Below are 18236 nucleotides of genomic sequence, written 5' to 3' on the forward strand. Positions count from 1 at the left end.
AGGGCTGCGGCCTGAAGGCGCTCGAATACACAAAGAAGGAAGAGACATGGCACCGAAGAAGAAGGTCACCGGTCTGATCAAGCTTCAGATCAACGCCGGCGCCGCCAACCCGGCCCCGCCGATCGGCCCGGCCCTGGGTCAGCACGGCGTGAACATCATGGAGTTCTGCAAGGCGTACAACGCGGCCACCGAGTCGCAGCGCGGCAACGTCATCCCGGTCGAGATCACCGTGTACGAGGACCGCTCGTTCACGTTCGTCCTGAAGACGCCGCCCGCGGCCGAGCTGATCAAGAAGGCGGCCGGCGTCGCCAAGGGCTCCGGCGTCCCGCACACCACCAAGGTCGGCAAGCTGACCCAGGAGCAGGTGCGCCAGATCGCCGAGCAGAAGATGGTCGACCTCAACGCCAACGACATCGACGCGGCGTCGAAGATCATCGCCGGAACCGCCCGTTCGATGGGCATCACGGTCGAGGCGTAAGCCCGACCCCCTCAAGACATCTCGTGGAAGAGCCGGCCAGGCTCGCACCACATTCTCGTTAGGAGAAATCACATGGCACAGAAGTCCAAGGCCTACCGGGCCGCGGCCGAGAAGATCGAGGCCGGAAAGTTCTACACCCCCAGCGAGGCCGTCGCCCTCGCGAAGGAGACCGGCTCCGCGAAGTTCAACTCGACCGTCGAGGTCGCGCTGAAGCTCGGCGTCGACCCCCGCAAGGCGGACCAGATGGTCCGCGGTACCGTCATTCTTCCTCACGGTACGGGCAAGACCGCCCGCGTCATCGTGTTCGCCACCGGCCCCGCGGCCGAGGCGGCCATCGCGGCGGGTGCGGACGAGGTCGGCGGCGCCGACCTGATCGAGAAGGTCGCCGGCGGTTACACCGACTTCGACTCGGCCGTCTCCACCCCGGAGCTCATGGGCCAGGTCGGCCGTCTCGGCAAGGTGCTCGGCCCGCGTGGCCTGATGCCGAACCCGAAGACCGGCACCGTCACCCCTGATGTGGCCAAGGCCGTCTCCGACATCAAGGGCGGAAAGATCGAGTTCCGCGTCGACAAGCACGCCAACGTGCACTTCGTCGTGGGCAAGGCCGGCTTCACCGCCGAGCAGCTGAACGACAACATCAAGACCGCTCTCGAGGAGGTCGTGCGTCTCAAGCCGTCCGCCGCGAAGGGCCGCTACATCCAGAAGGGCGCCGTGTCGACCACGTTCGGCCCGGGCATCCCGCTGGACGTCAACGCCATCTGAGTTCGCTCCGCGAACTTCACCGACAGGGTCGGGACCGCGTGCCGGTCCCGGCCCTTTCGGCGTTTTCCGGCTCCCGTCAGGATATTTGCCGAAGGTTGAAGGTTTACTCAGCTCAACCATCGCAACAGAACTGTCTACCCCCTCTTGTGGCGGCAGAACGAGCGGGTTTAGGGTCGCTCCTGTCGCGCGTCGCGCGGCGGCTCACAGCAGAGCCGGTCCCGATACGAAGGATGACATTCATGGCACTTCGCACGACCCGATCCCTCCACAAGAGGGCTCTTGGGATCATCGCCACCACGTCCGCCGTGGTGGCTTTGTCATTGGCGGGGGCATCCGCGGCCGGCGCAGCCGACCGGGTTCCCTATGCCGGCTCCGTCCCGTCCTGGGCTACCGCCGCGAACGACACGGGCGCGGCCCCGGCGGACACCACAGTGCAGGGTGAGATCTACCTGCCGCTGCGCGACCAGAAGGGCGCCGAAGCGCTCGCCAAGGCCGTCTCCAACCCGCTCGACCACGGCTACCGCAAGGCGCTGTCGCCGCAGCAGTGGATCAACCGCTTCTCGCCGACCAAGCCCGACTTCGACGCGGTCGTCAACTTCATCAAGGCGGCGGGCCTGACCATCCAGGGCGTCCCGGACAGCCGGCAGTACGTCGTCTTCCGCGGCACCCCCGAGCAGCTCGGCTCCGTCTTCGGCACTTCGCTGCACACGTTCAAGCACCAGGGCAAGCAGCTGATCGCTCCGGCGTCGGCCCCGTCGGTCCCGGCGGCCCTCGCGAACAAGGTGTCGGCGATCAGCGTCGAGCAGTCGCGCACGACGACGCGCCCCGACTCGATCAAGCAGGGCGACCTCGGCACCACGGCCACGCCCTTCGCGCAGCGCAAGGCCGCGGCCGCTCCGGTCGTCAACGCACCCTGCTCGCACTACATCGGCGAGCACACCGCGACGATGCCGGCCGCGTACGGGCAGACGCAGTTCAACACGAACATCTGCGGCTACACGCCCAAGCAGCTGCGCAGCGCCTACGGCCTCGACGCCCTCGGCGCCAAGGGTGTCAACGGCACCGGCCAGACCGTCGCGATCATCGACGCGTACGCCAGCCCGAGCATCCTGAAGGACGTCAACACCTACTCGCAGCAGAACGGCGAGCCGGGGCTGACGAACTCCAGCTATCAGCAGCTCGTCCCCAGCCCCAGCCAGTTCACCGACCAGGACCTGTGCCAGCAGCCGAGCGGATGGCAGGGTGAGCAGACGCTCGACGTCGAGTCGGTCCACGCCATCGCACCGGGTGCGCGCATCCTGTACGTCGGCGGCACGGACTGCTCCGGCGGCCTCGACATCGCCATGTCGAAGATCCTCGACAACAAGCTCGCGAACATCGTCAGCAACAGCTACGGCAACGTGGGCGAGGCCGTCCCGGCCGACGTGATCCAGGGCGAAGTGAACCTGCAGCTCCAGGCGGCGGGCGAAGGCATCGGCCTGTACTTCTCCAGCGGTGACAACGGCGACGAGACCATCAATCTGGGCTACGCCTCGCCCGACTTCCCGGCGTCCTCGCCGTGGGTGACGTCGGTCGGCGGCACCAGCACCGCGATCGGCAAGAACGGCAAGATCGCGTGGGAGACCGGTTGGGGCAACATCCTCGACAAGGTGCAGAAGGCGTCGGACGGCACGCTGAGCTACACGGCTCCGCTGCCCGGCAGCTACTACGGCGGCGGCGCCGGCGGCGGCGTCAGCGCGATCTTCGCGCAGCCCGACTACCAGCGCGGGATCGTCCCTGCGGGCCTCGCGAACGGCAAGCGCGTCTCGCCGGATGTGGCGGCCCTGGCCGACCCGTACACCGGGTTCCTGATCGGGATCAGCCCGATCGTGGACGACTCCACGCTCACGACCGGCGACTACGAGAACGAGACCTACGGCGGAACGTCGCTGGCCTCGCCGATCGTGGCCGCGCAGATCGCGATCGTGCAGCAGGCCACCCGCACCACCATCGGGTTCGCGAACCCGACGCTGTACGGCGTGAAGCGCATCCTGCCGAACGCGTACCGCGACGTGGTGCCGCAGCCGACGCAGCAGGCGCTCGCCTACACCAGCGCCACCAGCGGGAACAGCTACCTCGTGTCGCTCGACCTCGACAGCTCGCTGAAGACGGCGAAGGGCTACGACGACGTCACCGGCCTCGGCGGCGTCTCCTTCGACCTGCTGAGCTGGGTCGCGCAGGGTCGGCACTAGCCGCATCCCGTCCCATCGCGGGCCGGCCGTCTCCCTCGCGGAGGCGGCCGGTCCGCTGTGTGGGGCTGGTTAGGCTGGGGAGGTGACCGTCACCATCCGCCCCGCCGCCGCGGGCGACGAAGCGGCCCTCGCGGCCGTCGCCGCCGCGACCTTCCCGCTCGCCTGCCCGCCGCACACGACGGAGGAGGCGAAGGCGGCCTTCATCCGGGGGGTGTTGTCGGAGGAGCGGTTCGCCGAGTACCTCGCCGACCGCACCCGGCGACTGCTGATCGCCGAGAATGCGGACGGCGCGGCCGTCGGTTACACGATGGTCAACCTGGGGGAGCCTTCGGACGAGGATGTGCGCGCCGCCATCCACGTGCGTCCGACCGCCGAGCTCAGCAAGTGCTACGTGCTGCCCGGCCATCACGGCGAGGGCGTCGCCGCGCGCCTCATGGCGGGGAGTATGGATGCAGCCGTGACGGCCGGAGCCGACGGGATGTGGCTCGGCGTCAACCAGGAGAACGCGCGGGCCCAGCGCTTCTACGGCAAGCACGGCTTCGAACGCGTCGGGACGAAGCGGTTCCTCGTCGGCGACCGCTACGAGGACGACTTCGTGATGGAGCGGGCGCTCTAGCCCTCGGCGATCTTCACGGCGATCTTGCCGCGGGTGTGGCCGCCCTCGATCGCCGCGTGTGCGTCGGCGATCCGGTCGAGCGGGAAGATCTCGTCGACGTGGACGCGGACGTTCCCGGCCTCGAGCAGGCGTGCGATGACCGCGAGGGTGTTGCCGTCGGGCGCCACCTTGTAGTCGGTGCCCCGCACCCCCGCATTCGCCGCGTCCTCGGCGAAGCCGGGCCAGCTGCCGGTCGGCGCGTTGACGATGAGGCCGCCCGGCCGCAGCGCGGCGAGCGAGCGCGTCCCGGTGTCGTCGTGCACGTTGCCGACCAGGTCGATGACGACGTCGGCGTCGTGCACCACGTCCTCGAAGCGAGTGGTGCGGTAGTCGATGACCTCCGCGGCGCCGAGCGACCGCAGCCATGACGCCTTGGAGCCGGAGGCCGTCGCGATCACGTGCGCGCCGAAGTACGACGCGAACTGCACCGCGAAGTGGCCGACCCCGCCGCTGCCCGCGTGGATCAGCATCCGCTGGCCCTCGTGCGCCTTGGCGACCTCGACGACCATGCCCCAGGCGGTGAGCGCGGCGAGCGGCACCGCGGCCGCCTCGATGTGAGACAGCGTCGCGGGCTTCTTCACCACGCTGAGCGCGGGCACCGACACGTACTCGGCGTAGCTGCCTCCCGAGCGCGGCACGGCCACCATCCCGAACACCTCGTCGCCCGGACGGATGGGATGGGCGCTGTACGGCGACTCCACCACGACCCCGCTGAAGTCGTGCCCGAGCACCGCGGGGAAGGAGTGGATGGCGCCGAACACCCCGCGCCCGGCCCGCGTCTTCGCGTCGATCGGGTTGACGCTCGCCGCGACGACCTTGACCAGGAACTCTGCGTTCACCCTGTCCGGGTAGGCCGTCTCGCCGAGCCGGAGGGCGTCCGGCCCGCCCGCGTCGTCCAGGAGCGCGGCCCGCATCGTCTTCGGCATCAGTCATCCCCTCGTCGAGATCCGTTCCCCGGTCGGTTCCGCCAGTCAATCCTGCTCGTGGGTCGGGGGTGTTACGTTCGGGTCACCACATGTGAACAATCTGTTTCGGATACCCCCAGGACGTTCCCAGGGGCGCGGCCGTTAGGATGCTGCGACCCGGTTCCGCCTGTCCGAAGGCCCGGGGACAACGCCGGCTCGACCCGAGGAGCAACCCGTGCGACGACTGCTGCGGATCGCCCGCGAGCCCTTCGCCGTCCCCGTGCTCGCGCGCGGCTGGCAGCGCGCCGTCCCCATCCTCCTGGGGATCGGGACGCTGTGCGTGCTGGGCGGTCTGGCCATCATCTGGGCCGCCCGGCTCACTGTGCCGTACCCCGTCTACGTGAGCGAGCTGGGCGCGCAGGGCGCACCGACCGCCGCGCCGTTCGCGGTAGCCCTGCTGCTCATCGCCGTCGGCGGGTTCGCGATCGCGGTCGCGAGCGGTCACATCCGTTCATCGGCGCGCTGGCTCGACCGGTGGGCGCCGGCGGTCACGCTCGGCTTCGCGGCGCTGTGCTTCGTGCTCGCCTCGCAGATCACCTGCTCGGCGAACTGCCCGGTGCCGCTCGTCGACCCGCGGTCGACGCCGCAGGACCTCATCCACACGGTTTCCGCGGTGATCGGGTTCGCGGCGGCGTGCTTCGCGATGCTGCAGGTCGGCTTCAGCCGCCGGCTGCCGCGGGTGTCGTGGATGTCGCGGATGAGCTGCGCCGCGGTCGCGGTCATAACGATCGTCGGCGGCCTGCTCGCGATCGTGCGCGTCGGCGCGGACGTGGGCGCGTGGCTCGAGCTGATCGGGACGACGGTCGCAGTGGGCTGGATCGCGGTCTACGCGCTGGCGCTGACACGCATCCCGGTCGGGGTCACCGAGAAGAGCGTGGGCTCGGGCTCCGGTGCGGTCTCCGCCGGTGCCGGCGTCGTGCTCGCGCGTGAGGCGGGCGTCGGCGCGGACGTCGCCTGACGCAGCAGCTCGATCAGGTCGGCCGCGAGGGCGACCAGCTTCTCGATCTCCGCTTCGTCCCGGTCGACCCAGCGGCACTCCGGCTCGTCGCGCAGCGGCACGAAGCCGTCGTGCTGCTCCCAGACGAAGAGGGTGCGCTCGGCGCCCAGCACGTACTGCTGCCACCAGATCTGACGCAGGTAGTGGCGCGGGATGCTGCGCAGCGGCTTGTTCGTGGTCTTGATCTCGCAGAGCTCGATCCGGTCGTCCGTGCGGACGGCCAGGCCGTCGGGGGTCGCGAGGTGGCGGCGGTCGCGCTCGGCGTGGAACAGCAGCTCCGACGGCTGGATGCCGTGCGTGGCGGCGACCCAGGCCGCGATCTCGGGCTCGCGCGAGCGGCCGTGCTGCGTGAAGACGTTGCCGCTGAAGCCGTTGCCGTGGAGCTTGTCGTACATCGCGGCGCGCACGGCACGCGGTGACGACAGCTTCGCCACGTCCGTCGCCGTAATCCCGCGGCTGCGGGCGCGCAGCCAGCCCACGCGATCCGACGACCGGGCGACGACGCGAGCCAGGTGGCCGGTGGCGCCGGGCACCGCGGGGACGACCGGGACGGGGGCCGGGCGGGCCGGGCTCAGATCCGCGAGGACGCCCGGCCGGTAGAGGTCGGCCGAACGGTACGGAGCGGAGTCGAGCACCTGTCCATTGTGCCTCGTCCGGCCGACGCTTGCCGTCACTTCACGCGCGTCGCGCCGACCTGCCTGCGTGCTTCGTCGATGGTCGCCAGCGTCTCGACCGCCTCGGCCAGGGGATGCAGCGGCGACTCCGTGCGCCCCTCGGCCACATAGCGGGCGAGCGCTGCCGCCTCGTACGACATCCCGTCGCGGTGCGGGCGACCATACGGGTCGCGCCAGTGGGCTGCCAGCGTGCCGTCCGGACGGAAGACCTTCAGGCCGCTCGGCCCCCAGAACGGGCTGTCGGTCTCGATACGGCCGTCGCTGCCGTTGATGGTGCCGAGCGAGGGCGTCCCCGCCAGCAGGCTCGTGCTGAGCAGCGCCTGGGCGCCGTGCGCGGACGACAGCACCAGGGCGACCTGCTCGTCCACGCCGCTCTCGGCGAGCGTGCCGGTCGCGATGATCCCCGCCGGGGCCCCGAGGGCGAACGAGGCCCAGGACACCGTGTATACACCCAGGTCGAGCAGGGCGCCGCCGGCGAGGGCCGGGTCCCAGAGCCGGCTGCTGGGGTCGTACCGTACGCGGCCGCCGAAGTCAGCGGTCACGACGCGCACGTCGCCCAGCGCGCCCTGCTCGAGGAGCTGGCGGACGATGTCGGTCTGCGGCAGATACCGCGTCCACATCGCCTCCATGGCGAAGACGCCCGCCTCTCTCGCCGCGGCCACGATCTCCCGCGCCTGCCCGGCGGTCACGGCCATCGGCTTTTCGATGAGGACGTGCTTGCCCGCCGCGATCGCGAGCAGTGCGTGCGCGCGGTGCTCGCTGTGCGGGGTCGCGACGTAGACCACATCCACGTCGGGGTCGCCGACCAGGGCCTCGTACGAGCCGTAGGACCGCTCGACGCCGTGCGCCGCGGCGAAGGCGGCCGAGCGCTCCGCGGAGCGCGAACCGGCGGCGACGACGCGCTGCCGGGTGTGCCGGTGCAGGGCGTCGGTGAAGTCGGCCGCGATCCCGCCGGGCCCGAGGACGCCCCAGCGCAAGGCGGGGGCGTCGTGCGGGTCCGGATGGCGTGGTTCGGGCAGTGCGGCAAGCAGGTCGGTCACGGGTTCCTCCAGGTCCTGGGGTCGGTGTCAGACGGGCTGGGGGTTGGAGACCTCGGGCGCCTGGCGCGCGCCCTCCACCGGAGCCGCCCAGCGCACGCCGTTGGCGAGCACGCGGCGCACCTGCGGGTGGAAGTACACGGGGTATTCCTGGTCGCCGGGGCTGAAGTAGAAGATCTTGCCGCGTCCGCGCGTGAACGTCACGCCGGAGCGGAACACCTCCCCGCCGGTGAACGAGCTGATGAACACGAGGTCGTCCGGCGTCGGGATGTCGAAGAACTCGCCGTACATCTCCTGCGCGTCGATCACGATCGGCTGGTCGACGCCCGCGGCGATGGGATGGGTCGGGTTCACGTTCCACACGAGCTCGCGCTCGCCGCCCTCCGGGTTGCGCCAGCGCAGCGAGCATGTGGTGCCGAGCATCCGGATGAAGATCTTCGAGAAGTGGCCCGAGTGCAGGACGATGAGCCCCATGCCGCCGAGCACATGTCGGCGCACCCGCTCGACCACCTCGTCGGAGACCCGGTCGTGCGCGATGTGCCCCCACCAGAGCAGCACGTCGGTGCCCGCGAGGGCCTCCTCGCTCAGGCCGTGCTCGGGGTCGTCGAGGGTCGCCGTGCGCACGGCGACCTCGTCGCCGAGCAGGTCGCTCAGCCCCTCGGCGATCGCGCCGTGGATGCCGTGCGGATAGATCGCAGCGATCTCGGGCTGGGTCGCCTCGTGGACGCCCTCGTTCCAGACGGTGACGCGCAGGGTCATGGTCATGCTCCTTCGGTGACGGGCGCGAGGCGGACCTCGGCGCCGATGCGTGCGGATTCGTAGGCCGCGTCGATGATGCGGGCGCGTTCGAGTGCGAGGCGGCCGTCCCAGGCGGACCACGCGCTCTCGTCGGCGACGTGCTCGAGGAAGGTCTCCACCACCGCCAGGTGGCCGCGGCCGGGGTCGGCGGTGACCGAGATGTCCTCGCTCTGCTCGCCCTCGCCCGTGAAGATGGTCAGCTCGCCGGAGGGCGCGTAGTCGACCACGCGCAGATCGGCGCCGCCCTCGGTGCCGTAGAGCGTGATGCCGAACTCGTCGCCGGCCGGGCGGTACGCCGCCCAGCTCGTCTCGATCACGATCGACCCGCCGCCTTCGAGGCGCAGCAGGAGGCTGGCGAGGTCTTCCACCTCGTAGGCCGACCCCACCTGCTGCTTGCCCGCGGTCGCGCCGCCGCGCCCGCGGACGCCCAGCTCGGAGTGCGTCACGGCCGACACGGCCGCCACCTGCGGCTCGCCGAAGAGGTGGAGCGCGTAGTCGAGCACGTGCACGCCGATGTCGATCAGCGGGCCGCCGCCCGCCATCTCGCGGTTGGTGAACCAGCTGCCGAGGGCCGGGATGCCCGCCCGGCGCAGCCAGATGGCGCGCGCATGGTACGGGCGGCCGATCTGGCCGGCGTCCACCGCGGCCTTGAGCGCCTCGATGTCGCCACGGCGGCGGTGGTTGAAGGCGACCTCCAGCACGCGGCCGGAGCGGTGGGCCGCATCCACCATCGTCTGCGCCTCGGCGGCCGTGCGCGCGATCGGCTTCTCGCTGAGCACGTGCAGGCCGGCGTCGAGGGCGCCGACGGCGATGGGCGCGTGCAGGAAGGTCGGGACGGCGACGCTGACGACGTCGAGGTCGCCCTCGGCGACGAGGTCCTTCCAGTCGCGGTGCAACCGGGTGAGGCCGTACTTCTCGCCGAGCTCGGCGCGCGGGACGTCCTCCATGCCGGCGATGGCGACCAGCTCGACGCCGGGCAGAGCGTCGTACGCCGCCATGTGCTGCTGGCCGGCCCAGCCGAGGCCGACGACGCCGGCGCGCAGGGGGCGGCCGGAGGAGGTGCTGTTCGTGGTCATGTGCCTTCTTTCGGATTTCGAATCGATTCGATCGTGGTCACGGAGGGGTTGATGGGCAAGGGGCGAACCTCAGCGGAAGAGCGAGCGCGGCGTCCCGGCATCGGGATCCAGGGCCCGCTGCACGACCATGACGGCCGCGCCGATGACGCCCCCGGTCTCGCCGGAGCGGGATTGGGTGATGGTGAGGTGCTGCGTCGCCAGGGGCGTCGAGCGCTGGTAGACGACCTCCCGCATCCCGGCGAGGAGCTGCTCGCCGACGCGGGAGAGGCTGCCGCCGACGACGATCACCGACGGATTGAGGAGGTTGACGCAGGTGGCGACCACCGCGCCGAGGTCGCGGCCCGCCTGGCGGATCGCCTCGAGCACGCGCGGATTGCCTGTGCGCGCCAGCTCCACCACATCGTCGCTGGTGGAGGCGGGGAAGCCCAGCGCGGTCAGCGTGCGCGCGATCGCCGGACCGCTCACCAGCGCCTCCAGGTCGGCATCCTGCTCGCCGTGCCTGGGTGTGTCGGTGCCGAACGGGACGCGCACGTGCCCGAGGTCGCCGGCCGAGCCGAGTGCCCCGCGCTGCAGCCGGCCGCCGCTGATGATCCCCGCGCCGACGCCTGTCGCCACCTTGACGAACAGCAGGTCGGTCTCCTCGGGCCACATCAGCGTCTGCTCGCCCAGTGCGAGGAGGTTCACGTCGTTGTCGACCAGGACCGGCACGTCGAACACCCGCCGGATGTAGCGCGGGATGTCGAACCGGTCCCACCCCGGCATGATCGGCGGATTGACCGGCAGGCCGGTCGAGTGCTCCACGGGACCCGGGACGCCGACGCCCACGCCGATCAGGTCCTCTGGGCGGCGACCGGAGTCGGAGTAGAGCTCGCAGGCGATCTCGAGCGCCCAATCCAGGATGTCCGCGGGCCCGTCGGCGATCGCGAGGCGCTCCGACCGGCTCGCCATGATGTTCCCGGACAGGTCGGCGAGGGCGACCACGCCGTGCGTCGCGCCGAGGTCGATCGCGAGGACGACCCGCGACTCCGAGTTGAAGCGGATCCGCGCCGGAGGCCGGCCGCCGGAAGAGGGGTCGTCCCCGGCAGGGATCACGAGGCCAGCGGCGGTGAGCAGGTCGATGCGGGACGCGATGGTCGAGCGGGCCATGCCCGTCAACTCGGCTAGTTGCGCGCGCGTCCGAGGGATGCCGTCGCGCAGGATCGTCAGCAACTCGGCGGCGTCTGCGGCGACGAGCGCAGAATCGCGCGCGCTGTCGGTCATGACGGTATTGAACCACAGTGTCGTCCCACAGCCCAAAGATATGCATGCATCAGTCGACTTTTGATTGACACCCGGCAGAAGTCCGGCTTGAATGGATCTCGCGCCCTTTCGAGCGCATCCACACCGCAACGAACTCGACGAGGAGAACATGTCGACGTCCCCAGTCTCCGTGCAGCTCTACACGGTCCGTGAACTCCTGACCGAGGACACGGTCGGAACCCTCAGGCGGATCGCCGACATCGGGTTCACCCAGGTCGAGCCGTTCGCCTTCCTCAGCTTCGGCGACGCGCTGCGCCAGGGTCTCGGCGAGGCCGGCCTCAGCGCCCCCACCACCCACCAGGGCTTCCTCGGCGGCGACCTCGACGAGGTCTTCGGCGCCGCGAAGGAGCTCGGCATCCAGACGGTGATCGACCCGTTCGTCGCGCCCGAGAAGTGGCAGACCGCGGAGGACGTCGCGCAGACCGCCGACCAGCTCAACGCCGCGGCCGAGGTGGCCGCCCGCCACGGCATCCGCGTCGGCTACCACAACCACGACCACGAGATCTCCAGCACGATCGAGGGCGTCACGGCGCTCGAGTTCTTCGCCGGCCGGCTCGCGCCCGAGGTCGTCCTCGAGGTCGACACCTACTGGGTGGCCGTCGGCGGCGTCGACCCCGTCGCCTACCTGCCCAAGCTCGGCGACCGCGTCGTCGCGCTCCACATCAAGGACGGCCCCGGCACCCACGACAACAAGGATCAGGTCGCGGTCGGCCAGGGCTCGCTCCCCATCGAGCAGATCATCGCCGCGGCGCCGAACGCGCTGCGCGTCATCGAGCTCGACGACTCGCGCGGCGACCGCTTCCAGGCCGTGGCCGACAGCTTCGCCTTCCTCTCCGCCAAGGGCCTCGCATGAGCCGCGGCGTCGTCGGCGTCGGCGTCATCGGTGCGGGCGTCATCAGCAACGAGTACCTCGGCAACCTCACCAGCTTCCCCGACCTCGACGTCCGGTTCGTCGCCGACATCGACGTCGAGCGGGCGCGGGCGCAGGCGGAGAAGTTCGGCGTTCCCGGCTCGGGCACCGTCGAGGAGCTCCTCGCCGACGACGCCATCGAGATCGTCGTCAACCTGACCATCCCCAAGGTTCACGTCGAGGTGGCGCTCCAGGCGCTCGCCGCAGGCAAGAACGTGTGGAGCGAGAAGCCGTTCGCGCTCGATCGTGCCAGCGGCCGAGAGCTGCTCGAGGCGGGGCACGCCGCGGGGCTCCGCGTCGCGACCGCTCCGGACACGTTCCTCGGGTCGGGCATCCAGTCGGCCCGCCGCCTGGTCGAGAACGGCGACATCGGAGCGCCGCTCACCGCCCTCACCCTGCTGCAGAGCCCGGGTCCGGAGTCATGGCATCCCAACCCCGACTTCCTGTTCCAGGAGGGCGCCGGCCCGCTGTTCGACATCGGCCCGTACTACCTCACCGCTCTGGTGCAGCTGTTCGGTCCCGTGGCCCGGGTGAGTGCGACGGCCTCGAAGGCCCGCGAGACCCGCGTCATCGGCTCCGGCCCCCGCGCCGGCGAGTCGTTCGCCGTCACCGTCCCGACGCACGTGAGCGCGCTCTACGAGTTCGAGAGCGGCCAGACCGCGCAGTCGGTCTTCAGCTTCGACTCCAAGCTCGGCCGGACGCAGTTCGAGGTGGCCGGACTCGACGGCACTCTCGTCGTGCCTGACCCGAACACCTTCGAAGGCGAGCTCATCGTGCACGGGGCGAAGGGCATCGAGACGTTCCCGTCGACCGGCACCACCGCCACACGCGGCATCGGGGTGGTCGAACTGGCCCGCGCCATCCGCGCCGGTGTGCCGGAGCGCGCTTCGGGGGAGCAGGCGTACCACGTGCTCGACATCATGGTCTCGACGATCGAGGCGGGGGAGTCCCGCACGCCCGTCGAGGTCCAGAGCACGGTCGAGGTCGCGCCGGCGCTGCCGGAGGACTGGGACCCGCGCGCGGCGACCCTGGCCTAGGGCGGCGAGATGACGGACGGAACGCATCCGAACATCGCCGCGACGAGCGGCGGACTGACGCGGCGCGAAGAGAGCGCAGCCGGGGCGCGGCTCCGGGTGGCGATCGTGGGTGGCGGCTTCATGGCCGAGGTGCACTCGCGCGCGGCGCGGGCCGCGCGCGCCGAGCTCGCCGGCATCGCGTCGTCGTCGCCGGAGCGCTCGGCGGCCGCGGCGGAGCGCCTCGGCATCGCGCGCGCCTACGGCTCGCTCGACGAGCTGCTCGCCGATGACGCGATCGACGTCGTGCACGTGACCACGCCGAACGCGCTCCATGCCGAGCAGGCGTCGGCGGTGTTGGCGTCCGGCAAGGACGTCATCTGCGAGAAGCCGCTGGCGACCACCGTCGCCGATGCCGAGGCGCTGGTCGCGGCGGCGGAAGGCCGGACGGCGACCGTTCCGTTCGTCTACCGCTTTCACCCGCTGGTCCGGGAGGCCCGCTTCAGGTTCGCCTCGGGGCAGGCCGGCCGGGTGCTCAGCATCAACGCGTCGTACCTGCAGGACTGGCTGCTCGGCGCGGGCGACGACAACTGGCGGGTCGACTCCGAGAAGGGCGGCCGGTCCCGCGCCTTCGCCGACATCGGCTCTCACCTGGTCGACCTCGTGGAGTTCGTCAGCGGCGACCGGGTCAGCCGGGTCTCCGCCACCAAGCGCACGGTGTTCACCGAGCGCGCCTCGCACGCGAACATCACCACCGAGGACGCCGTGGCGGTCGTCGTCGAGACGCACTCGGGCGCGCTCGGCACCCTTCTGGTCTCGCAGGTCGCTCCCGGCCGCAAGAACCGGCTGTGGCTCGAGATCGCCGGCAGCGAGGAGAGCGTCGCGTTCGACCAGGAGCAGCCGGAGACGCTGTGGGTGGGCCGCCGCAAGGGCAGCCTGATCATCCCGCGCGACGCCGACCAGCTCAGCGACGATGCGGCACGGCTGTCAATCGTGCCTTCCGGGCACCCGCAGGGCTACCAGGACGCGTTCAACGCGTTCGTCGCCGACAGCTACGCGGCGGTCGCCGGCGAAAGCCCGGACGGCCTGCCGCGCTTCACCGACGGCCTTCGGGCCGTGCGGATCACGGACGCAGTGATCGACTCGGCCGAGTCGGGCACCTGGATCGAGATGGGAACGGATTGATGACGGACGCCCTCGCAACGGACAACACCTCGGGTCGGACGCACCCGGTCACCCTGTTCACCGGCCAGTGGGCCGACCTCACCCTCGAGGAGGTCGCGAAGCACGCCTCCGAGTGGGGCTATGACGGACTCGAGATCGCCTGCTCGGGCGAGCACCTGGATGTCTGGCGCGCGGCGGAGGACGACGACTACCTGCAGGGCCGCCTCGATCTCCTCGACCGCTACGGGCTGAAGGTCTGGGCCGTCTCCAACCACCTCAAGGGTCAGGCGGTCTGCGACGACCCGATCGACTTCCGCCACCAGGCGATCGTCGGCTCGAAGGTCTGGGGCGACGGCGACCCCGAGGGTGTCCGCCAGCGCGCAGCCGAGGAGCTCAAGCTCACCGCGAAGGTCGCCCGCAAGCTCGGCGTGGACACCGTGGTCGGCTTCACCGGTTCGAGCATCTGGCCGTACGTGGCGCAGTTCCCGCCGGTGCCCGCGTCCGTCATCGACGCCGGCTACCAGGACTTCGCCGACCGCTGGAACCCGATCCTCGACGTGTTCGACGGCGAAGGTGTGCGGTTCGCGCACGAGGTGCACCCGTCCGAGATCGCGTACGACTACTGGACCAGCGTCCGCACCCTCGAGGCGATCGACCACCGCGAGGCCTTCGGCTTCAACTGGGATCCGTCGCACATGATGTGGCAGGACATCGACCCGGTCGGCTTCATCGTCGACTTCCAGGACCGCATCTACCACGTCGACTGCAAGGACACGCGCCTGCGCCCGAAGAACGGCCGTGCCGGCGTGCTCGGCTCCCACCTGCCGTGGGGCGAGCCCCGCCGCGGCTGGGACTTCGTGTCCACCGGTCACGGCGACGTGCCGTGGGAGGACGCCTTCCGGGCGCTCGAGTCCATCGGCTACGCCGGCCCCATCTCGATCGAGTGGGAGGACGCCGGCATGGACCGCCTGCACGGTGCGAAGGAGGCGGTCGGCTACATCCGCTCTCTGCTGTGGAAGCAGCCGACGGCGTCGTTCGACGCCGCGTTCAGCAACCAGGACTGACGCTCAGCCGCCGACCCGGAACTCCGAGAGCACCGGGTCGGCGGAGTGGCGCGCCCTGCCCGCCCGCGCGTCTCATGCGACGTCGAGCACCCACGTCACCCCGAAGCGGTCGGTCAGCATCCCGAAACCCGCCGACCAGGCGGATGCCGCCAACGGCTCGACGACGGTAGCGCCGTCGGCCAGGCGGTCCCAGTAGTCGCGGACCTCATCCAGACTGGACCCGCGGACGGAGACGAAGAACGACTGACCCGTGAGCGTCAGGCCGTTCTCGCGGCGGGTGGCCTCGCTCGCGGCCGGGCCGTTCGCTCCCGGAACGTCGTAGGCCATGAGCCGCAGTCCCGCGGGCGAGTCGACACGGCCGAAGATGACACGGGTCGCATCCGGAGCGTCGGCGGGCATCCCGAGCTCGCCATAGGTGGTCGTGGTGGCGGTGCCGCCGAACGCAGCGGCGTAGAAGTCGAGAGCCTCGCGGGCGCGGCCGTCGCGGAAGTTGAGGTGGGTGGTGGTCTCGATGGTCATGATGTCCTCTCGGTGCCGGGTCCGTCCCGGCTCCGCCAGCCTCACAGCAGAAGAGGACGCGATCGGTCCTCTTCTGGGGTGAGAATCGGATCATGACCGCCACTTCGTCCCGCATGCTCGAGATGCTGTCGCTCCTGCAGGCGCGCCGAGACTGGCCCGGCGCGGAGCTCGCCGAGCGGCTGGCGGTGACCACCCGCACGGTGCGTCGCGACGTCGAACGGCTCCGCGGGCTCGGTTACCGGATCGAGACGCTGAAAGGGCCGGCCGGCGGCTACCGGCTCGGCGCGGGCTCCGAACTTCCGCCCCTGCTCTTCGACGAGGAGCAGGCGGTGGCGGTCGCGGTCGCGCTGCAGAACGCCGGCGCGTCGGGCGCGGCCATCGAGGAGGCGGCGGCGCGCGCCCTCGCCACCGTACGGCAGGTCATGCCCTCGCGCTTACGCCACCGCATCGACGGCCTCCGCTTCGACCGGCCCGCGGGCCCCCAGGAGTCCGTAGCGCCGGACGTGCTCACGGCCGTCAGCGACGCCGTCCGCGCGCGGAGGGTGCTGCGGTTCGACTACGCCGACGCCGACGGTCCCGCCCGGCGCACGGAGCCGCGCGGCCTGGTCGCCCGTGATGGGCGCTGGTACCTCGTCGCGTGGGACCTCGACCGCGACGACTGGCGGATCTTCCGCCTCGACCGTCTCCGCCCGCGCGTCCCTGCCGGCGGCCCGTTCCGCGAGCGCCCCCTCCCGAACGGAGACGCGGTCCGCTTCGTGGATGCGCGGTTCCGCGGCTCGGACGGCGACGGCTGGCCCTGCACCGGCGAGGCGATCCTGCACGTGCCTGCGGCCGAAGCGGCGCTCTGGCTGCCGGACGCGGTCGTGGAACCCCGAGGCGACGCCGCCTGCCGCGTGATCGCCGGATCCTGGTCGTGGATGGGCTTGGTGGCGTCGCTCGCACGCTTCGACGCCGCGTTCGACATCGTCGGACCTCCGGAGTTCAGGGAAGCCGCTGCGGTTCTTGCTCGTCGCTCGGCTGCCGCCGCGACCGTCGGTCCAGCACCCACGCCCGCGCACCCGCGACGATCGACGCCAGGATGACGACCCCGGCGACGATGTAGGCGACCGGCCGCACGCTCGGGTTCACCGCGGCGAAGTAGCCGATCACGGTGATGAGAACGCTCCAGCTGAGCGCCCCGACGACGTTCGCCGTGAAGAACCGCCAGTACTTCATGGCGCTGATCCCGGCGATCGGCGGGATGAACACGCGGCCCCACGGGATGTACCGGCTGATGACCACCGACCACCAGCCGAACAGCTCGTAGAACCGCTCCGCCCGGCGCACCCCGGCCTGCACCCACCGTCCGCCACGGGCGGCGAGGTACGGGCGACCCAGCCGCCGCCCCAGCCAGAAGCCGACCTGGTCGCCGAGCACCGCGGCGATGCCGACGCCGATGGCGAGCACCCAGATCGACAGCTCGGGGTGCGTCCCGGTCAGAATGCCGGCGCCGAACAGCAGCGAGTCTCCGGTGATGAACGGGATGAAGACGCCGACGAACAGCGCGGTACCGGCGAAGACCAGTCCCCAGACCGCGAGGTAGAACACGATCGGGCCCACGTCGCCGAGGAAGTTCGCGAGGTCGTGGGCCATGATCCGAGCGTATCGGGCGGCCGCGGCGGCGCGTCAGCCGAAGTCGACGTCCGCCGCGTCCACGACCTCGGCCGTGCGTCCCGGTGCCCGGTGGTTCGCCCAGTAGAGGTTGGTGTGGGCGATCACGAGGTCGGGCGTCGGCGCGCCCCACTCCGACAGGTCTTCGGTCGTGTGCGAGTCCCCGACCAGGGTCACGTCGTACCCGCGCACGAGCCCGCCGTGGATGGTGGACCGGATGCACTCGTCGGTCTGCGCGCCCGCCACCACGAGCCGCCCGACGCGGGCCTCGGCGAGCACCGACTCCAGGTCGGTGTCCTCGAACGAGTCCGCGTACGTCTTGTGGACGACGGCCTCGGCCTCCTCCTGCGTCAGCTCGGGCACGAACTGCCAGCCGTCACTGCCGATCGGCATGTTCTCGGCGTCGGAGTGCTGGATCCACACCACCGGCACGTCCTGTTCGCGCGCCCTATCGACCAGGCCCGAGATGTTGGCCACCACCTCGTCACGGCGGTGGGCGCCGCCCACCACCCCGTTCTGCACGTCGATCACCAGCAGCGCCGTCGCGGGCCGTTCTTCGAGAGTCGTCATCGCATCCCCCTTCGTCGAGTGGAACGCTACCCCTCGCCTCCGACATCGTGCGCCCGCCTGTCTTTTCCCGCGGGCGGGGCGGTCGTAGGGTGTCCCGCATGGGCAGGAGCGCGACCACCGCGCACGGGCTCGGCTTCCGCGCGGTCCTGGTGAGACCGGGCGAGCCGGACACCGTCGTCTCGGCGAGCGCCGACCACGGCACCGCTCCCGCCGCCCTCCGTGCCCGCGCGCTGTTCGACGGTCGTGAGGTCTGGGAGATCTTCGTGCTCGACGACGACACCGAGTGGCCCCGCGGAGCGACCTACCGGCTGATCGACCTCATGGACGACGCCGGCAACCCGATCGGTCCGTGGCTGGGCGACTAGGCTCGCCTC

General features: G+C 71.0%; 19 protein-coding genes. 10 read left to right on the top strand and 9 right to left on the bottom strand.

Translation table 11 applies throughout. From position 1 onward, the window contains the following. Positions 1–46 precede the first annotated feature (46 nt). From A0130_14425 to A0130_14440, 4 genes are all read left to right on the top strand, one after another. A complete protein-coding gene (locus A0130_14425; protein ANF32699.1) occupies positions 47–478 on the top strand; it encodes a 50S ribosomal protein L11 in 432 nt (143 codons plus the stop codon). 72 nt (positions 479–550) lie between these two features. Continuing rightward, entirely contained in the window at positions 551–1240 is a 690-nt protein-coding gene (locus A0130_14430) for a 50S ribosomal protein L1 (protein ANF32700.1), read from the top strand. Positions 1241–1560: 320 nt separating this feature from the next. Next, positions 1561–3471 carry a hypothetical protein gene (locus A0130_14435; GenBank protein ID ANF32701.1) on the top strand — a complete coding sequence of 637 codons (1911 nt, stop codon included), beginning with the start codon at positions 1561–1563 and terminating at the stop codon, positions 3469–3471. A gap of 82 nt (positions 3472–3553) precedes the next feature. After that, the gene (locus A0130_14440; protein ANF32702.1) at positions 3554–4087 is read left to right on the top strand and encodes an acetyltransferase; all 534 of its coding nucleotides are present in this window, start codon (positions 3554–3556) and stop codon (positions 4085–4087) included. Here A0130_14440 and A0130_14445 read toward each other — a convergent pair. The 6 genes from A0130_14445 to A0130_14470 all read right to left on the bottom strand — a co-directional run bounded on the left by A0130_14445 (position 4084) and on the right by A0130_14470 (position 10933). Next, positions 4084–5052, bottom strand: coding sequence for an NADPH:quinone reductase (locus A0130_14445; GenBank protein ID ANF32703.1), 969 nt, complete (start codon positions 5050–5052; stop codon positions 4084–4086). The two genes, A0130_14440 and A0130_14445, sit on opposite strands and share 4 nt — an antisense overlap. An 864-nt stretch (positions 5053–5916) precedes the next feature. Continuing rightward, positions 5917–6762: a recombinase gene (locus A0130_14450; protein ID ANF32704.1), complete on the bottom strand. Its 846-nt coding sequence runs from the start codon at positions 6760–6762 to the stop codon at positions 5917–5919. Next, positions 6759–7802, bottom strand: a complete 1044-nt coding sequence (locus A0130_14455) for an oxidoreductase (protein ANF32705.1) — start codon at positions 7800–7802, stop codon at positions 6759–6761. The genes A0130_14450 and A0130_14455 overlap by 4 nt, the downstream gene beginning before the upstream one ends. A 27-nt stretch (positions 7803–7829) precedes the next feature. After that, the gene (locus A0130_14460; GenBank protein ANF32706.1) at positions 7830–8564 is read right to left on the bottom strand and encodes a glutamine amidotransferase; all 735 of its coding nucleotides are present in this window, start codon (positions 8562–8564) and stop codon (positions 7830–7832) included. After that, complete coding sequence (locus A0130_14465; GenBank protein ANF32707.1) at positions 8561–9673, bottom strand: oxidoreductase; 1113 nt, start codon at positions 9671–9673, stop codon at positions 8561–8563. The genes A0130_14460 and A0130_14465 overlap by 4 nt, the downstream gene beginning before the upstream one ends. A gap of 69 nt (positions 9674–9742) precedes the next feature. Beyond that, positions 9743–10933, bottom strand: a complete 1191-nt coding sequence (locus A0130_14470) for a sugar kinase (protein ANF32708.1) — start codon at positions 10931–10933, stop codon at positions 9743–9745. A gap of 169 nt (positions 10934–11102) precedes the next feature. Between A0130_14470 and A0130_14475 the strand changes: the two genes are divergently transcribed. Genes A0130_14475 through A0130_14490 form a run of 4 tightly spaced genes read left to right on the top strand, consistent with a single transcriptional unit; the run spans position 11103 to position 15123 of the window. Further along, a complete protein-coding gene (locus tag A0130_14475; GenBank protein ANF33467.1) occupies positions 11103–11825 on the top strand; it encodes a xylose isomerase in 723 nt (240 codons plus the stop codon). Beyond that, positions 11822–12919 (top strand): oxidoreductase, encoded by a 1098-nt coding sequence (locus A0130_14480; GenBank protein ANF32709.1) that lies wholly within the window; start codon positions 11822–11824, stop codon positions 12917–12919. The genes A0130_14475 and A0130_14480 overlap by 4 nt, the downstream gene beginning before the upstream one ends. A gap of 9 nt (positions 12920–12928) precedes the next feature. Beyond that, positions 12929–14080: an oxidoreductase gene (locus tag A0130_14485; GenBank protein ANF32710.1), complete on the top strand. Its 1152-nt coding sequence runs from the start codon at positions 12929–12931 to the stop codon at positions 14078–14080. Next, positions 14080–15123, top strand: coding sequence for an AP endonuclease (locus A0130_14490; protein ANF32711.1), 1044 nt, complete (start codon positions 14080–14082; stop codon positions 15121–15123). The genes A0130_14485 and A0130_14490 overlap by 1 nt, the downstream gene beginning before the upstream one ends. Before the next feature lie 72 nt (positions 15124–15195). On the opposite strand, the gene A0130_14495 is transcribed toward A0130_14490, so the two are convergent. After that, on the bottom strand, positions 15196–15642 hold the full coding sequence (locus tag A0130_14495) for a bleomycin resistance protein (protein ID ANF32712.1): 447 nt from the start codon (positions 15640–15642) through the stop codon (positions 15196–15198). A gap of 92 nt (positions 15643–15734) precedes the next feature. Between A0130_14495 and A0130_14500 the strand changes: the two genes are divergently transcribed. Continuing rightward, the gene (locus A0130_14500; protein ID ANF32713.1) at positions 15735–16724 is read left to right on the top strand and encodes a transcriptional regulator; all 990 of its coding nucleotides are present in this window, start codon (positions 15735–15737) and stop codon (positions 16722–16724) included. Here the strand turns inward: A0130_14500 and A0130_14505 are convergent. Together A0130_14505 and A0130_14510 are read right to left on the bottom strand one after the other, a co-directional pair. Further along, complete coding sequence (locus tag A0130_14505; protein ID ANF32714.1) at positions 16624–17274, bottom strand: hypothetical protein; 651 nt, start codon at positions 17272–17274, stop codon at positions 16624–16626. The genes A0130_14500 and A0130_14505 overlap by 101 nt on opposite strands. Before the next feature lie 33 nt (positions 17275–17307). After that, positions 17308–17862, bottom strand: coding sequence for an isochorismatase (locus tag A0130_14510; GenBank protein ANF32715.1), 555 nt, complete (start codon positions 17860–17862; stop codon positions 17308–17310). A gap of 146 nt (positions 17863–18008) precedes the next feature. Here A0130_14510 and A0130_14515 point away from each other — a divergent pair, with 146 nt between their 5' ends. Beyond that, complete coding sequence (locus A0130_14515; GenBank protein ANF33468.1) at positions 18009–18227, top strand: hypothetical protein; 219 nt, start codon at positions 18009–18011, stop codon at positions 18225–18227. The last annotated feature ends 9 nt before the right edge of the window (positions 18228–18236 follow it).

It is taken from the genome of Leifsonia xyli (assembly GCA_001647635.1).
GTDB classification, from domain to species: domain Bacteria; phylum Actinomycetota; class Actinomycetes; order Actinomycetales; family Microbacteriaceae; genus Leifsonia; species Leifsonia xyli_A.